The sequence below is a fragment of the Pantoea sp. OXWO6B1 genome (assembly GCF_001641135.1).
In the GTDB taxonomy this organism is placed as follows: domain Bacteria; phylum Pseudomonadota; class Gammaproteobacteria; order Enterobacterales; family Enterobacteriaceae; genus Pantoea; species Pantoea allii.
Genome location: NZ_LWLR01000001.1, coordinates 392,325 through 408,072, shown reverse-complemented (window position 1 = coordinate 408,072; position 15,748 = coordinate 392,325). Strand labels below are relative to the sequence as shown.

Genomic DNA, 15,748 nt, shown 5'->3' with positions numbered 1-15,748 from the left:
AGCTATGAACCACGAACCGCTGCGCCCCGATCCGGATGCCCTGCTGCAGGCCAGCAGTGACAGCCATCGCGGCAAACTGAAAATCTATTTTGGTGCCTGCGCGGGCGTAGGGAAAACCTATGCCATGTTGCAGGAAGCGCAGCGGCTGCGTGCCCAGGGACTGGATGTGCTGGTGGGCGTGGTGGAAACGCACGACCGCCCGGAAACGGCCCAGCTTCTTAATGGACTGGTGCTGTTGCCGCGCCGCGCCACTGGCCGTTCGCGGCACGCAGAGTTCGACCTTGATGCCGCGCTGGCACGCCATCCGGCGGTCATTCTGATGGATGAGCTGGCGCACACCAACGTGAAAGGATCACGTCATCCCAAACGCTGGCAGGATATTGAAGAACTGCTGGAGGCCGGCATTGATGTCCTGACTACAGTGAACGTTCAGCATCTGGAAAGCCTGAATGATGTTGTCGGTGGCGTCACCGGCATTCAGGTACGCGAAACCGTACCCGATCCCTTTTTCGACGGTGCCGACGAAGTGGTGCTGGTCGACCTTCCCCCCGACGACCTCCGCCAACGCCTGAAAGAGGGCAAGGTGTACATTGGCGATCGTGCCGAACGGGCCATCGAAAATTTCTTTCGTAAAGGCAATCTGTTTGCCCTGCGTGAGCTGGCGCTGCGCCGCACGGCCGATCGGGTAGATGACCAGATGCGCGCCTGGCGTGACAGCCAGGGACGGGATCGTGTCTGGCATACGCGTGATGCCATTCTGCTGTGTATTGGTGATGACACCGGCAGTGAAAAACTGGTGCGGACGGCGGCGCGGCTGGCCGCCAGACTGGGCAGCGAGTGGCATGCGGTTTACGTGGAAACGCCTCGCCTCAACCGGCTGCCGGAAGCGCGGCGTCGGGCTATTTTACGCACGCTGAAGCTGGCGCAGGATATGGGGGCCGAAACGGCGACGCTCTCCGACCCGGATGAGGCGCAGGCGGTCCTGCGTTACGCACGTGAACACAACCTCGGTAAGATCGTGACGGGGCGACGCCCTGTGCGGCGCTGGCGTCGTGACAGCTTTGCCGAACGTCTGGGGCAACTGGGGCCCGATCTGGATCTGCTGGTGGTGGCGCTGAATGAGCCGATTCAGGATGCGCCCCATCCGTTAGCCGAGGATCGGGTTAACAGCGATAAATGGCGGCTGCAGCTGCGCGGCGTTTTGATGGCGCTGGTGCTGTGTATTCTGGTCACCGCCGCAGGGCAGTCGGTGCTGATCAGCTTCGATCCGGCCAACTGCGTGATGATCTACCTGCTGGCGGTGGTGATCGTCGCGTTGCGCTATGGGCGCTGGCCGTCGGTCATTGCCACGGTGATGAACATCATTGCCTTTGACCTGTTTTTCGTCGCGCCAACCGGCACGGTCGCGGTGTCGGATCTGCAATATTTAGTGACCTTTGGCGTCATGCTGGCGGTGGGGGTGATTGTGGGTAATCTGACGGCCGGTGTCCGCTATCAGGCGCGGGTTGCGCGTTACCGTGAGCAGCGCACGCGGCATCTGTACGAAATGGCTAAGTCACTGGGAAGCGGCCTGACGCCCGAAGATATCGCCGCAACCAGCCAGCGGGTGCTGGAGGCGACGTTACAGGCGCGCTGCCTGCTGCTGTTGCCCGATGAACAGGGTGAACTGCAAACCCTGGGCAATGCGCTGCCGGGCAATGAACCGGATCGGGCAATTGCGAAATGGAGCTTCAGTAAGGGCCAGCCTGCTGGTGCAGGCACGGATACCTTACCGGCGGTGCCTTACCAAATTCTTCCGTTAAAAGTGGGCGATTTGTGTCGCGGATTGCTGGTCGTTGAACCGCAAAATGTGCGTCAGCTGATGGTGCCGGAACAGCAGCGGCTGCTGGAAACCTTCACCGTCCTGATTGCCAACGCCCTGGAGCGGATGGCGCTGTCGCAAAGTGAGGCGGCTTCGCGACTGTCTGCGGAACGGGAACAGCTGCGTAATGCCTTGTTGTCAGCCCTGTCCCATGATTTACGCACGCCGCTGACGGTGCTGTTTGGTCAGGCCGAAATGCTGATGCTGGACCTGGCCAGTGATGACTCAAAGTATGTACCGCAGGCCAGCCAGATTCGTGAACAAACCCTGAGTACCATTCGCCTGGTCAGTAACATGCTGGATATGGCGCGTATCCAGTCGGGTGGTCTGAATTTGCGCGAAGAGTGGCTGGCGCTGGAAGAGGTGATTGGCGGCGCGCTCAGCAGCATGGCTCCGTCGCTCAAAGGACGGGAGGTTGAGCTCGATCTGCCTACGGATATCGTTTTGATTAAAGGCGACAGCACGCTCCTGGAGCGGGTATTTACCAACCTGATTGAAAACAGCCTGAAGTACGCAGGCAACTGCGCGCCTCGTGGCATTCGGGCCTGGTGTGAAAATACGCGGCTGGAAATCGCCATCTGGGATGGTGGCCCAGGCATAGCCGACAATGACCTGACGCGAATTTTCGACAAATTTTCGCGCGGTGATAAAGAATCGGCGGTGCCGGGCGTCGGCCTGGGGCTGGCGATCTGTAAAACGATTATCGAGAGCCATGGCGGCCAGATCTGGGCGGAAAATCGCCCGGAAGGCGGTGCCTGCTTCCGCCTCTCTTTACCGCTGCCACCGGTTCCTGAAATTTCTCCTGAAGGCTTGAAATAACTTCACAGATGATCGGTTATAATGCGCGACCTTACTGATTATGATTGGGAAATTATGGAACGTTTTACCGAAAACCTGATGTATGCATCGCGCTGGTTGTTGGCTCCGGTTTACATTGGACTTTCGCTGGGATTGCTGGCGCTCACCGTCAAATTTTTCCAGGAAATTTTTCACCTGTTGCCCAACATTTTTAGCATCGCAGAAAACGATCTGATTTTGCTGCTGCTGTCGCTGGTGGATATGACGCTGGTGGGCGGGCTGCTGGTGATGGTCATGCTGTCAGGCTATGAAAACTTTGTGTCCAAACTCGACATTGACGAGGGCAAAGAGAAGCTGAGCTGGCTGGGTAAAATGGATTCCGGCTCGCTGAAAAATAAAGTCGCGGCCTCGATTGTGGCGATTTCCTCCATCCACCTGCTGCGGGTATTTATGGATGCGCGCAATGTCGAAAATGAAAAGCTGATGTGGTACGTCATCATCCATCTGACCTTTGTCCTGTCGGCCTTCGTGATGGGCTGGCTGGACAACATGTCGCGAGCGGAAAAGAAAAACGTCTGACCAACCGCAACATCGCCGAACGCCGTCCGGTTATACGGCTTCCCTTGTGGGGGAAGCCCGGTTCAGCCTGACGCGGGGCGCGCGCCCGTCAGGTGCGGAAATACCGCTTTGATCATGGCAAAAAACGCGGTCAGCCTGGCAGGATAGTAGCTCGCCCAGGGATAGGTCAGCCACACCGGCAACGGGGGAGCCTGCCATTCCGGCATCAACTGAACCAGATTGCCCTGCGCCAAATCCTCCTGTATGACCCATGTCGACATAATAGCCGCACCCAGGCCCGCCAGGGCGGCCTTGCGCACGGCATACAGGCTGTCGCTACTGAGCACGGGAACGATGGGCAGATTCACCGGTTCATCCCTGTCCTGATTCTGTAACGCTATCTCGTTACGGTAGAAGCTGGTCAACGCCAGCCAGGGCAAATCCCCCAGCTGTTCCACCTGCCTGACCGGCGGATGCTGCAAGAGTAGCGCGGGCGCGGCAACGACAATGCGTGGCACTTCAGCCAGCAGCACAGCCACCACAGAAGGATCGGTCGGTGCGCCAACCTGAATCGCACAGTCCACGTTCTCGGCGACGAAGTCTGGCGTCCTGTCGTTCAGCATCCATTCAATGCGTAAACGGGGATAGCGGCGCATAAAAGTCACCAGCGGTGCGACCAGTTGATCCTGACCGAATGCATGAGGCGCCCGCACCCGCAATATCCCGACCGGATCACTGCCCGCGCCGGTCAGTTCATCCTCCAGCGCGTGCCAGGTCGCCATGAGCTGCCGGGCCTGAGCATAGCAACGTTCCCCATCATCGGTGAGCTTCAGCGCATGCGTGGTGCGCAGAATCAGCTTCAGCCCAAGCCCCTGCTCAAGAGACTGCAAGCGGCGGCTGATTGTCGGTTGCGTAATGCCCAGTTGTAACGCGGCTGCGGTCAAACTGCCGCTCTCGACAATGCGAATAAAAGTGTGCATCAATTCGATACGATCGCTGTTATTGAAATTGCTCATGCGTCCCACGTATAACCGTTTTGTCTTTTATGAGTCTACCGCGTATGTCAAAAACAGGCTTTACTTGTCACACTATTTTTTGAGGATGCCACCATGTCAGCGGTAAACAATATCACCCCACCTGCCACCGAACGTCTGCCCGCGCCCCTGGTCTTTACGCTGGCTGCCGGCGCGGGCCTGAGCGTCGCCTCGATTTACTACAGTCAGCCGATGCTGGATATCATCAGTAAGCAGTTCCAGATCAGCGTCGGTACTGTTGGCATGGTGCCGATGTTAACGCAGGCCGGTTATGCCTTAGGCATTCTGCTGCTGGCCCCGCTTGGCGATCGCCACGATCGGCGCACCATCATTTTAGTTAAGGGATTGCTGCTGGTGATGGCGCTGCTGTTATGTGGGTTCTCCGGCGGCATCAGCGCGCTGCTCATCGCCAGCTTTGTGACCGGGCTGACGGCGACCGTGGCGCAGGACATTGTTCCGGCCTCGGCCGCGCTGGCTCCGGCACAACGTCGGGGTAAAATCGTTGGCACGGTAATGACGGGGTTACTGGTGGGGATTTTATTATCCCGGGTCGTGAGCGGCGTGGTGGCGGAGTATTTTGGCTGGCGCACGATGTACATGATAGCGGCCATGGCCGTATTGCTGATCAGCCTGACCTTGTGGCGCGTGCTGCCACGCTTTACGCCTGGCACGTCAGTGAGCTATCCGCGTCTGCTTTTATCGCTGGTGCAGCTGTGGCGTGAACATCAAACCCTGCGACGAGCCGCGCTGGCTCAGGGGCTGCTCTCTGTGAGCTTCAGCGCCTTCTGGTCCACACTGGCGATCATGCTCAGCGAACGTTTTCACTTTGACAGTGCTATCGCCGGTGCCTTTGGCCTGGCGGGGGCAGCAGGTGCACTGGCCGCGCCGCTGGCAGGTAACGTCGCCGATCGTATCGGCCCGGCGCGCGTCACCCAGTTTGGTGCCGCTCTGGTCACGTTCTCTTTCGCCCTGATGTTTTTGCTGCCGCTGCTGCCGCTCCCCGGTCAGCTGGTATTAATCATTATCTGCACCATTGGCTTTGATTTAGGCGTGCAAGCCACGCTGGTCGCGCATCAAACCCTGATTTATGGCCTGGTGCCCGACGCGCGTAGCCGACTGAATGCCCTGCTGTTTACCATCGTGTTTATCGGCATGGCGAGCGGTGCGGCGCTGGGCAGCCTGGCGCTTGCTCACTGGGGCTGGAATGGCGTTGTGGTCTTGTCGACGCTGGCCGCGGCTGTCAGCCTGATCGTGCGTCTCGCCAGTCGCCACCTCAAGGACTGATCCTTCCGCCCGTCAGCAAATGTGCCAGGCTTAGTCATAAACTCAATTAAAACGGTGCGTTATGAACTTTATTGCCTGGACAGCTGCGACGGGCTGTCTTCTGTTATTAATGTCGCTGGCATCAGGGTGGATACACCGTGGCCCGGTGACCTCTTTTGGTCTTTTCTTGTTAGCCGGGATAGCCTGCGGGCCGTGGGTATTTGATGTTATCGAAATCGATATCCTTCGCCATGCGGAACTCGTCACGCACATTACTGAAATCACCATGGCCGCGTCGTTGTTCATTACCGGCCTAAAGCTGCGCCTGCCGCTTAAGGCCCGGAGCTGGCGCGCTGGCGGCTTACTGGCGTTCCCGGCGATGTTGATGACGGTCGCTGCCATGACGCTGCTGTCTCACTGGCTGGTGGGGCTGTCGTGGCCCATTGCCCTGGCGTTTGGCGCGATTGTTGCGCCCACCGATCCTGTGCTGGCGAGTCTGATCTCCGTGAGCGATGCTCAGGATGATGATGCCCTGCGCGTAGCCATTTCCAGTGAGGCGGGCATGAACGATGGTTCCGCACTGCCCTTACTGATTCTGGCGCTGCTGCTGTTTAACGGCGAAAGCCTGGGCACGGGCATGGTGGCGCACTGGGCTGCTGTCGATGTCGTGTGGGCCATTGGCGGCGGCATCCTGTTGGGATTTGGACTGGGTCGCCTGGTCGGTCTGCTGGCCACCCGGCTGCGCAATGCCCACGGCGATGTGGCACCCAATGACTTCCTCGCGCTGGCGCTGATCGCGCTCAGCTATGCACTGGCCGAATGGGTCGGTGCCTCGGGCTTTCTGGCCACCTTTGCGGCTGGTCTGGGCCTGCGCCGTGCGGAGCTGGGCGTCTTTAAACGCTACCAACCAGACGATATGCCCGATGACGATCGGCTGCTGCCTGCCGAGGCGCTGGTGAATCCCAACAAACGGTTACAGCAACGTAGCAGTGGCATGGTGAAATCGGTCGGTTTAGTGGTAGGCGATGCGCTCTCTTTTGGCGATACTATCGAACGCCTGTTGGCTGCCATGATGATGGTGGTACTTGGCGTGACCATGGCGCACCACTGGAACATGCAGGGCGTCCTGCTTGGGCTGTTGCTGTTTGCGGTGGTGCGACCGCTTGCCGTCTGGCTGGTGACCCTGCGCACTGGCATGCCGGTTCCTCAGCGGTTGCTGATTGGCTGGCTGGGTATCCGTGGTATTGGTAGTCTTAACTATATTGCGTTTGCCTGGGTCCATGGCATGGTCGGGGCAGAGGCAAAGATAATGGTTGATATGGCGCTGACGCTGGTGGTGTGCAGCATCGTGGTCCACGGTATTTCTGTGACGCCGCTGCTCAACTGGCGCCAGGCGCGACTGGAGGCGAAACAGCGCCAGTCATGAGAGTGAGTTAACTGATAACAGGAGTAGATGATGAAGATATCTCAGATACTGTTGCTGAGCATGCTGGCTTCTGGCAGTGCACTGGCGGCAGAGAACAGTGAAGAAAGCGTGTATGCCAGCCAGCTGTGCCATATTGTCAGCAGTGAAAAAAGCGTTTCGACAGCTGACCAGTATGTCGAAAAAATGAAAGCCAGCGTGGCAGGATCGCAGTCCTCCTCTGCCGTCAGTAAGCCTGAATTTGACGAAGAGCTGGCAAACGAAGTGGCGAGTGCATGGCTACAACTGGGCGATGAAGAACGCGCCAAACTGCGTACCAATTCACAGCAGTGTGAGCAAACGGTAATGACGCAGTTTCAGCAAGAAGATTAACCGTCGTTAAATCGTCAATAAACGCGCTAAAATGGCGCGTTTTTTAATGGATTTTCACTACCGATTGCGTACATAATCGCCAGCGTCTTAACCAAATGTGCGATACATAATAACAACGCAGCGGGCCGAAAAGGTCGGCTAACTTTTATAGCATTGATTTAACAGGCATCATGATTACGCGTCGACGCTTTATTTTCGGCACAGGAGCGCTTGCGCTCTCACTGGCTACCAGCAAACTGTTTGCCCGCGATGATATTATTCCCCTCTGGCCGGACGAACCGCCCGGCGGCGGCGGTCCGTCTGGCACCCTGCATGTTGATGCATGGGGTTCATGGTCCAATATTGTCAGCCCGGCGATTCAACGTTTCAGGCCAGAAAATCCCAACGGCGAAGCGGTATTAATCGCGGCCGGTGGCGGTTATCGCTGGATTGGCATGGGCCGCGAAGCCTGGCCCGTCGCGCACTGGTTAAATGCCAATGGTTATACCGCCTACGTGCTGAGCTATCGTTTGCCGCGCGAGAAATGGCAGGCGGGTAATCTTGCGCCCTTGCAGGATGCACAGCGTGCCCTGCGCCTGATACGATCGTTTGAACGTAAAGTGCATGTCTTAGGCTTTTCAGCCGGTGGACATTTACTGGGCATGGCGGCGGCACGCCCGGAGTTTCAGTCATACACGCCCGTTGACAGGCTGGATCAGGAAGTGCCAAAAGCCGACAGCGTAGGGCTGATCTATCCGGTGATTACGCTGGAAGCGCCGTATCAACATACCAATACTCACCTGATGATGGTGGGCAACGACGCCAGCCCGCAGGAAGAAGCCAGTTGGTCCGTACAAAACTACGTGACGAATCTGTATCCGCCCACATTTCTGGCCCAGGCCGGCGACGATCACACCTCAAAACCCTTTAATACCCAGTTAATGCGTGACACCTGCCGTCGCAATCGTGTGCCAGTACAGCTGATCCAGCTTTCCAGCGGTGGACATGGTTTTGGACTAGGTAAAGCCGGCACGCCTGCCGCCCTGTGGGATCAGGCTTACGTGAAATGGCTGGAAAACCTGGGTCAGGGCACGTCACCCGTCAGGCACGCTGCCACCTCCGCCCTTTAGCCATTTTCTCTGCGGACTGACGTAAAAAAAAAGCCGGCATTCGCCGGCCTCGCGACAGTAGCGATTCTCAGGATTGAAGCGATACAGGTTAAAGCACGTGTGCAGGCAGGGGCCGCCTGTTAAAACTGATAAGTCAGGCCCATACCGATACTGTTTTTTGTCGTAATGCCGGTTGCACGGGTAAAGTCATTTTCTTTCAGCAAGTTAATGCGGTAATCCACATAGGTCAGCATGTTCTTGTTGAAATAGTAGTAGGTGCCCACCGCAATATATTTCTGCATAGTCTGGCTGCCACCGGCAAAATTCCCCGCGCCCTGCAGGTTTTCGCCACGCTGTGTCACAAACCCAACAGAGGGACGCAAGCCGTTCAGGAACTGGTATTGCGCAATCGCCTCAAAGTTATGGGTTTTATCGGCGACCTGTGCCAGCTGTCCATAAGGCGTCACATCGTTGGCTTCACCGTACATGGCGGCCAGATAGATTTGGTTGGCATCATATTTCGCCGCCGTTACCCAGGCGGTCGCCTCGTCTCCCTGGCCGTCAGCTTGCTGAGTCAGGGTACGTTTTGCTTTCATGCCCGCGGCGGCAATGCTCAAGCCATCGGTGATGCTGTAGGTCAGACCGGCACCGTAGCCATCCCCGTTCGCCAGTTTGGCGGTTGAACGATCATTTTTCCCTTGGTACTGCAGGGTTAACTTTAATCCGCCCCAGTCCGGGGAGTGCCAGGTCGCAAGACCGGTCGAGCGTTTTGACAGGAAGTTATCGTTGGTGGTCATGGTGCCAGAACCGTAGATTGGCGCCATGTCTGTGTAGGCAGAGGCAATATACAGTGCGCCAAAGCTGCGACCATAATCGAATGAACCGAAGTCATCCAGCTTCAGACCGGCAAACCCCAACCGCGTGGCATTACCTGTTTGGGCGTCGGTGGCGCCTTCACTGTGATTCAACTGGAAATTATATTCCCATTGACCATAGCCGGTAAGCTTATCGTTGATTTGCGTCTGACCTTTAAAGCCCAGACGTGCATAAGAGTTGTCACCATCTTCCGCGATATTATCGGAAAACACATGGCGCGCATCGACTTTACCGTAGAGGTCGAGTTTATTACCGTCTTTATTATAAATTTCGGCGGAGCATGCAGAAAATGAAACCAGAAAACATATTGCATACGGCGCGACTGTTTTTATTTTGTTGTGCATATCATCTACCCTTATCTAGTCATTGAAGCGTGAGGATGTAACCGCGCAGGGCGGCATTTATTTCAACGTCACATTCGTTTTGTCGAATAGCGAAACAATAAAATCAATTATCTGGCCATAAATAATATGGCCATTTTTTATAATGCTTTTCCCTGGTGCCAGCCCTTCAGGCAGGTAATGCCCTGATGGTTTTTTATTAAAATACTTTTTATTAAAATGCTAAGTCGGGTATATCGCTTAACACCGTTTGCGCGCCCGCGTCGATATATTTGCGGGCCAGTGCCGGGTCATTAATGGTGGCAATCGCGAACTCAATCCCTGAATGGGACAGGCGCTGCAGGTCATCGTCCGTGGCGAAGTCGCCCAGGAAATGCAGGATCTGGCAATCTGTTCTGGCGAGCAGCGCTGCAGGATCTTTCGGCGGCACGCACACCGCCAGTCCACGTGGGACGTCCGGCATAATCTTTGCGGCAACCTGTAACGAGAGTTCAGAGAAGCTGCTAATAAATAACTTCTTCTCGCCTGCGGGCCACAGCGACTTCAACTGGGTAATCGCAATCTCCGCCGTTTCAATTTCCTGTCCTGAGGTCGGCTTAATTTCCAGCTGCAGCCCGATGCCTTTATCCAGCACAAAGCCCACTGTTTCAGCCAGCGTGGGCACTTTGACGCCTTTAAAGATGTGACCGTAACGCACGCCAGCATCCAGCGAGCGGATCTCATCCAGCGTTAAGTTCGCCACATAGCCTTTACCATTGGTGGTCCGGTCGACAGCATCATCATGAATAATGACCGGGTGCATATCTTTGGTCAGTTTGACATCCACCTCTATCCACGTTGCCCCGTGTTCAACGGCGGCCTGAAACGAAGGCAGCGTGTTTTCTGGCGCTAACAGGGGCGCGCCACGGTGGGCAATCAGGTGCGAGTTCACCACGCGCACAGGATGTTTTTTCTTCGACATTCTTCGCTTTACCTTCTGTTATGGGTGTATCGCCGATCTACTTGAGTAAGACCTGATTAGAAAATTCTGTTCTGACTTCATCACCCAGCGGCTTAGGCATGAACTGGGTACCATGAATGCGCTCTTTGCTGTTGATTAGCCCGGCATCGCGATTCACTTCTTTATTTTGCGGCGTGATGCCATAAACCTGCTGAAACAGCCGTTGGGTGGTGGGCAGCGTCAGCCAGTGTATAAACAGCAAGGCTGCTGCTTTGTGTTGTGCGTTTTTAGGAATGGCCACCATATTTCCGCCGCCGGGCATGCCGAAGTCAGGAATATAAAGTTTGATGGTTTTAGGGACTTCACCGTGGTTTTCTAAGCCCACCAGATAATCTTCCCAGGCCGGCACCAGCAGAAACTCGCCGCTGACCAGTCGGGTAACGCTGTCGGCGTTAGACGCGGTAATGATGTAATTGGGACGTTGCTGTTTGAACCAGTTCCAGGCGGGCTGGAGCGCCGTCAGGCTTTTTACATCGGCATCGCCTTTGGTAAAATCAAAACCCGGCACCAGCGTGCGAGTGACTGACTCAATAAACGCCGGACCCGACCCACCGTTTTCGACGTTAAAACCAAATTCCTGTGGATGACTTTGCAGGAAGGCCGTTATCTGCGGCAGGGTTCTGGGCAGCTCGCTTTCTTTCATGCGACGGGAATCATAAGCCAGGCCCGTCTGGTTGCCCCAAAACGCCACGCCATAGCCTTTGCTGTCGGTTCCCTCAATCGAATAATTTAGGGTTTTACCTTCAGGAAGTAATGTATTAATCGGACCAAAAAATGTCTGCTGTGGTGATACCGTACCGAAGGCGCCACCGCCAATGGAAAACAGATCGATATCGCCCGCTTCACGTCCACGGTCAGCCATGAGTTTATTAATATTGCCCTGCAGTGGGCCTTCAGAGAGCGTGACCTTAATGCCATACTGTTTTTCAAACAGGCTGACCTGTTCTTTTAAACGATCCTGGTAATACCAGTGATACCAGGTTAATGTCCCTTCTTTCTTAGCCTGCTCGACAATCTGTTGCCAGTTCATCGTGGTCAGATCCTGAGCCTGGCTACAGAAAGCCCCGGCCAGCAATAACATTGCGGCAAATAGTCTGAACATAATAGTCCCCAATAACGAGTGATAATGGCTGTCAGCCTTTTCCTGCAAAGGAGGCAACAGGGTTTTTAGTCAGTAATTTTTCTGCTATCAACATTAAAATGACATTTGGCACAACCAGCATTAAAGAAATAACCGCCGCATTGGGTCGGATAAAGTTGTAACCCAGATAGGAATACAGAATGGTCGGCACGGTAATAAAATCGGGTGAGCCGACAATAAAACTTATCGCGAATTCTTCTATTGATAACGTAAAGACAATAATTAATGCGGCAAATATTCCGGGCCGGATGGTGGGTAAACAAGCCACAATAAAACGATTAATAACAGAGGCGCCCATATCGCGTGCCGCATCGAGCGTGTCCTGGCGTATTTGAGAGAAAGAGAGGGTCAGAATTCGCACGGCGTAGGGCATTAATATAATGGTATGTCCCAGCAAAATGCCGCCAAATCGGGTGTGGATGCCCGCGACGTTCAACAGCATGGAAAAAAACAGCGCGACGACAAACCCTGGTACGATCAGCGGCAGTAAAATTGCATTCTGTAACAGGTGCTTGCCGGAGAATGACATTCTGCCGAACGCCCACGCCGCAGGCAGGGCCAGCACCAGGGTGCAGATGGACACGGTTGCCGCCAGTAGATAGCTGTTCCTGAGTGCCTGAGGTAGCGCGGTCGTGGTCCATACCTCGACCCAACGGCCCAGCGAGAGAACGGGCGGCAGGGCATCTGGCCATGCCCAGGGATGGGTTTTGTCGACGAGTGACCACAGTACGGTCAACATAAAGGGAATAACCAGCCACAGCATAAACAGGGCGGTGATCAGGATCATCATGATGACCCGCAGCGGGGACAAGGTCTCTCTGGCTTGCATTATTTGTTTTCTCCGGCTTGTTGTAGCCATTTCGCCAGACCGGCAAGCACGACCGCACCGACAAAAGCCGCCAGCATTAAAATAACCGCGACAACCGCCGCAAGATTCCAGCCCTGGGCGCTGATTTCGGGGAAACGCAGCATGTATTGCGACAGGGAAAAGACGCTGGTCGGCCCTGCAACCACCTGAAATGAAAAGTCACCCAATGCGCCGATGAAAATCAGCACCAGCGACACCTGAACGGATTTAATGGATAAAGGCAGAATGATCTGTAACAGCCGGGCAGCGTTGCCGGCACCCAAATCTCGCGCGGCATCAAAGAGTTCATCACCAATGGCGCGCAGGCTGCCGGTAATAATCAGCAAGGCATAGGGAAGCTGTTTCCAGACCTGCAAAATAATCACGCCAATTCCCCAGCGGTCATTCTGCATCCTGATGGGGTGAGAGATGATCCCCAGTTTAAGTAACCCCAGGTTAATAAAGCCCTGCCAGGAGATCAGATTGATGAACAACAGCGCGGCGACCAGTCCGTGCACCATCAGCGGGGCTTTGAGCAAACCGCCCATCAGCATTGAGCCGGGAAAGGGCTTTCTCAGCCACAGCGCTAACGGGAGCGCCAGCGCGACGGACAGAACGGCACTGATGACGCCAATCTTGAGTGAATAGCCTGTCGCGCGCCACAGCTGACTGTCGTTCAGGATGGTTTGCCAGTACTGAAGCGTGAAGTGGGCCGGAGCGCCAAAATTAAACAGGCCAACGGACTGCGCCAACGCCATGATGACAATCAGCACCAGCGTGAGCACCACCGGCGCGACGGCAGGCAGAACCAGCAGCCAACACAGCCTGTTCCGGTTGCGCGTTTTCATGAACAGCTTTCCTGTAAAAAACGGATTCTGTCAGGCGCAATGGAGAAGTTAACCCGGTCACCTTCCTGTATGTGGTTTTTGCCGACCAACTGGATACACCACTGATATTCCGTTTCTTCATGCCCAATCGGATGGACCTGGAGTTCAGAAATATTGCCAAGAAAACTCACTGCACCGATCTCGAAAGCGCGGGTGTTTTTCCCCGTGCTGTGTTCGCTCAGCAGGGCATCCTCAGGACGCCAGAAGGTATAGACAGAGTCTGAGACGGGCGGCTGGTGACTGTGTATTTCCATTTCGCCCATGACACACGCAATACGATAAATACCCGTGCTGCTGTCCCCGTCCAGTACGCGGGCTTTCATGAAGTTAGCCTGACCGACAAACCCCGCGACAAAGCGGTTTACTGGCGAATAATAGATATCGTCAGGGGTGCCGGTTTGCTCAATCTTTCCCGCATTCATGACCACCACGACGTCAGACATCGACAGGGCTTCGGCACGATCGTGCGTGACATAGATAGCGGTAAAGCCATGTGAACGCTGTAGCTGTCGGATCTCCAACCGAACGCTGTCGCGTAATTTGGCATCCAGGTTCGACAGTGGCTCATCAAACAGAACGATTTCCGGCCGTACCGCCAGCGCTCTGGCCAGCGCAACGCGCTGCTGCTGACCGCCGGAGAGCTGGGCAGGCAGCTTAGGCAAATGCGCATTGAGCGATACCTGAGAGGCGGTTTGCGCCACGCGCTGCTGGATGTCCGTTTTTGCCATCTTCATCTGCTTCAGGCCAAAACCGATATTTTCAGCAACGGAAAGGTGAGGAAAAAGCGCATAGGACTGAAAGCACATCGCCGTGTCGCGATGTTCAGGCTTAACATGATGCATGTCCTGTTGATGGATCAGCACGTCGCCACTATCAAGACTGTGAAAGCCGGCAATAACTTTAAGCAGCGTGGTTTTGCCACATCCAGATGGGCCAAGCAGGGAGACAAACTGCCCTTTTTTGGCCTGAAGTGAAATGCCGTTCAGTGCGACAAAATCGTCGAACGTCAGCATGGCATTATGGATCTCGAGTGTGTTCACGTATGGCTGCCCCGTCTTAGTCTGCATGTGTGCCTTGCAATTAATGCGATGTGCATAATAATTGTCGGATGTTAATTTAAGCAATTTCAGGCAGGTTAAGAATTCGTTAAGTTTTTAAAACCCATATTTAACATTGAGATAGGTTAATACTTTGAGTTCTTACATTTAACGTGCTAACTATTTTAATGCGTAGTGGATAATATTGAGCGCAGAGGCAGTGAGGTGTGGCTGAGCGGCAAAATTAAAAAAAGAGGGCAGGACAGCGCCGAAACGCTGTCCTGAACGTGCAGTGATGAGATAAGCCGTGGGCAGTCTGTTTTTCAGGCGGGGGTAAAGCGGGGATGGGGGATAAACTGGGCAGAAAGGCGGTTCATTTCTGCGGTTCCGACACTGACATGCGTCATGCTTTTTTCCTGTGTACCGGCAAGGTGCGCTTCCAGGCCTGCCGCTTTACAGAGCGCATAACCCGCAGAAACGTCCCACATGCTGCTAAAACATTCCTGATAACCGTCCACATAACCGAGCACGCTAAAGGTTAAACCGACCGTGGCGCAACGATAGCGCACCACATTCCAGCCATCATCCCGGTAGGCTTTCTCAATGCAGAGCTGGTGGGTAAAATCCCATGAAGGACTGTCGCCAATGGCGACGGTTTTAAGCGCCTCAGCGATCACGGGCCGTTCAAAAGGCTCGCCATTCAGATAAACGCCCGCCTCTTTACCGCCGCTCACCATGATATTTAATGCTGGATGGATGATGACGCCGATTAGCGGCTCGCCGTTATGCACATAACCAATAGAAATGCCCCACAATGACGAGCCGCGTAAAAAATTGCTCGTACCGTCAATGGGATCGACTGACCAGTAGCTGGCGCTGAGTTCGCCTCCCTGTTCTTCACCGATAACACGATCCTGGGGGAAATGCTGTTCCAGACGCTGGCGTATACGATTTTCTACTTCCCGGTCTGCCTCACTGAAGACATCCTGTGGCCTTTTTTCGCAGATCGCTAATTCACTCAGCTGCCTGAAATAATCCAGGGCCAGTAGTGCAGCTTCTTGTGCGATGCGTTCAGCAACTTTTAAGCGCGTATCCATTGTTTACCTGATGCAAAGAGAAAGAAGAAGGGGGTGTGCGACCCATCCGTTTATGTAGCATGAGTATAAATACGCCACATAAGGCATCGCCTTTAATATAATGCTTACTGCATGATATTAGAGTG

The 15,748-nt window shown here is 54.9% G+C and carries 14 protein-coding genes; 6 read left to right on the top strand and 8 right to left on the bottom strand.

The window, feature by feature from the left end:
* The first annotated feature begins 4 nt into the window (after nucleotides 1–4).
* Nucleotides 5–2,680 (top strand): two-component system sensor histidine kinase KdpD, encoded by a 2,676-nt coding sequence (kdpD, locus tag A6A26_RS04265; protein WP_063877616.1) that lies wholly within the window; start codon nucleotides 5–7, stop codon nucleotides 2,678–2,680.
* Between the two features lie 54 nt (nucleotides 2,681–2,734).
* Nucleotides 2,735–3,238, top strand: coding sequence for a TIGR00645 family protein (locus A6A26_RS04260; RefSeq protein WP_063881054.1), 504 nt, complete (start codon nucleotides 2,735–2,737; stop codon nucleotides 3,236–3,238).
* A 62-nt stretch (nucleotides 3,239–3,300) separates the two neighbouring features.
* Here A6A26_RS04260 and A6A26_RS04255 read toward each other — a convergent pair whose 3' ends face one another.
* Complete coding sequence (locus A6A26_RS04255; RefSeq protein WP_063877615.1) at nucleotides 3,301–4,233, bottom strand: LysR family transcriptional regulator; 933 nt, start codon at nucleotides 4,231–4,233, stop codon at nucleotides 3,301–3,303.
* Nucleotides 4,234–4,326: 93 nt separating this feature from the next.
* Here A6A26_RS04255 and A6A26_RS04250 point away from each other — a divergent pair, with 93 nt between their 5' ends.
* The 4 genes from A6A26_RS04250 (at nucleotide 4,327) to A6A26_RS04235 (ending at nucleotide 8,418) form a co-directional block, all read left to right on the top strand.
* A complete protein-coding gene (locus A6A26_RS04250) occupies nucleotides 4,327–5,535 on the top strand; it encodes an MFS transporter (RefSeq protein ID WP_063877614.1) in 1,209 nt (402 codons plus the stop codon).
* A gap of 61 nt (nucleotides 5,536–5,596) precedes the next feature.
* The gene (locus A6A26_RS04245) at nucleotides 5,597–6,940 is read left to right on the top strand and encodes a cation:proton antiporter (protein ID WP_063877613.1); all 1,344 of its coding nucleotides are present in this window, start codon (nucleotides 5,597–5,599) and stop codon (nucleotides 6,938–6,940) included.
* Between the two features lie 30 nt (nucleotides 6,941–6,970).
* Nucleotides 6,971–7,309 carry a hypothetical protein gene (locus A6A26_RS04240; RefSeq protein WP_063877612.1) on the top strand — a complete coding sequence of 113 codons (339 nt, stop codon included), beginning with the start codon at nucleotides 6,971–6,973 and terminating at the stop codon, nucleotides 7,307–7,309.
* 170 nt (nucleotides 7,310–7,479) lie between these two features.
* Nucleotides 7,480–8,418, top strand: coding sequence for an alpha/beta hydrolase (locus tag A6A26_RS04235; RefSeq protein ID WP_063877611.1), 939 nt, complete (start codon nucleotides 7,480–7,482; stop codon nucleotides 8,416–8,418).
* A 119-nt stretch (nucleotides 8,419–8,537) separates the two neighbouring features.
* Here the strand turns inward: A6A26_RS04235 and A6A26_RS04230 are convergent, their stop codons facing one another.
* From A6A26_RS04230 to A6A26_RS04200, 7 genes are all read right to left on the bottom strand, one after another.
* Entirely contained in the window at nucleotides 8,538–9,617 is a 1,080-nt protein-coding gene (locus tag A6A26_RS04230) for a porin (RefSeq protein ID WP_063877610.1), read from the bottom strand.
* Nucleotides 9,618–9,828: 211 nt separating this feature from the next.
* Entirely contained in the window at nucleotides 9,829–10,575 is a 747-nt protein-coding gene (locus A6A26_RS04225; RefSeq protein ID WP_063877609.1) for a glycerophosphodiester phosphodiesterase family protein, read from the bottom strand.
* 37 nt (nucleotides 10,576–10,612) lie between these two features.
* Complete coding sequence (locus tag A6A26_RS04220; RefSeq protein ID WP_063877608.1) at nucleotides 10,613–11,716, bottom strand: extracellular solute-binding protein; 1,104 nt, start codon at nucleotides 11,714–11,716, stop codon at nucleotides 10,613–10,615.
* Between the two features lie 31 nt (nucleotides 11,717–11,747).
* Nucleotides 11,748–12,584: an ABC transporter permease gene (locus A6A26_RS04215; RefSeq protein ID WP_063877607.1), complete on the bottom strand. Its 837-nt coding sequence runs from the start codon at nucleotides 12,582–12,584 to the stop codon at nucleotides 11,748–11,750.
* Nucleotides 12,584–13,450: an ABC transporter permease gene (locus tag A6A26_RS04210; protein ID WP_063877606.1), complete on the bottom strand. Its 867-nt coding sequence runs from the start codon at nucleotides 13,448–13,450 to the stop codon at nucleotides 12,584–12,586. Before A6A26_RS04210 ends, A6A26_RS04215 begins: the two co-directional genes overlap by 1 nt.
* The gene (locus tag A6A26_RS04205) at nucleotides 13,447–14,556 is read right to left on the bottom strand and encodes an ABC transporter ATP-binding protein (protein WP_063877605.1); all 1,110 of its coding nucleotides are present in this window, start codon (nucleotides 14,554–14,556) and stop codon (nucleotides 13,447–13,449) included. Before A6A26_RS04205 ends, A6A26_RS04210 begins: the two co-directional genes overlap by 4 nt.
* Before the next feature lie 293 nt (nucleotides 14,557–14,849).
* Nucleotides 14,850–15,623 (bottom strand): inositol monophosphatase family protein, encoded by a 774-nt coding sequence (locus A6A26_RS04200; RefSeq protein ID WP_063877604.1) that lies wholly within the window; start codon nucleotides 15,621–15,623, stop codon nucleotides 14,850–14,852.
* Nucleotides 15,624–15,748 lie beyond the last annotated feature (125 nt).

What these genes read in the sequence shown, in the direction of transcription:
- kdpD (WP_063877616.1), top strand. Translation starts at nt 5, where the DNA reads ATGAACCACGAACCGCTGCGCCCCGATCCGGATGCCCTGCTGCAGGCC.
- A6A26_RS04260 (WP_063881054.1), top strand. Translation starts at nt 2,735, where the DNA reads ATGGAACGTTTTACCGAAAACCTGATGTATGCATCGCGCTGGTTGTTG.
- A6A26_RS04255 (WP_063877615.1), bottom strand. Translation starts at nt 4,233, where the DNA reads ATGAGCAATTTCAATAACAGCGATCGTATCGAATTGATGCACACTTTT.
- A6A26_RS04250 (WP_063877614.1), top strand. Translation starts at nt 4,327, where the DNA reads ATGTCAGCGGTAAACAATATCACCCCACCTGCCACCGAACGTCTGCCC.
- A6A26_RS04245 (WP_063877613.1), top strand. Translation starts at nt 5,597, where the DNA reads ATGAACTTTATTGCCTGGACAGCTGCGACGGGCTGTCTTCTGTTATTA.
- A6A26_RS04240 (WP_063877612.1), top strand. Translation starts at nt 6,971, where the DNA reads ATGAAGATATCTCAGATACTGTTGCTGAGCATGCTGGCTTCTGGCAGT.
- A6A26_RS04235 (WP_063877611.1), top strand. Translation starts at nt 7,480, where the DNA reads ATGATTACGCGTCGACGCTTTATTTTCGGCACAGGAGCGCTTGCGCTC.
- A6A26_RS04230 (WP_063877610.1), bottom strand. Translation starts at nt 9,617, where the DNA reads ATGCACAACAAAATAAAAACAGTCGCGCCGTATGCAATATGTTTTCTG.
- A6A26_RS04225 (WP_063877609.1), bottom strand. Translation starts at nt 10,575, where the DNA reads ATGTCGAAGAAAAAACATCCTGTGCGCGTGGTGAACTCGCACCTGATT.
- A6A26_RS04220 (WP_063877608.1), bottom strand. Translation starts at nt 11,716, where the DNA reads ATGTTCAGACTATTTGCCGCAATGTTATTGCTGGCCGGGGCTTTCTGT.
- A6A26_RS04215 (WP_063877607.1), bottom strand. Translation starts at nt 12,584, where the DNA reads ATGCAAGCCAGAGAGACCTTGTCCCCGCTGCGGGTCATCATGATGATC.
- A6A26_RS04210 (WP_063877606.1), bottom strand. Translation starts at nt 13,450, where the DNA reads ATGAAAACGCGCAACCGGAACAGGCTGTGTTGGCTGCTGGTTCTGCCT.
- A6A26_RS04205 (WP_063877605.1), bottom strand. Translation starts at nt 14,556, where the DNA reads ATGCAGACTAAGACGGGGCAGCCATACGTGAACACACTCGAGATCCAT.
- A6A26_RS04200 (WP_063877604.1), bottom strand. Translation starts at nt 15,623, where the DNA reads ATGGATACGCGCTTAAAAGTTGCTGAACGCATCGCACAAGAAGCTGCA.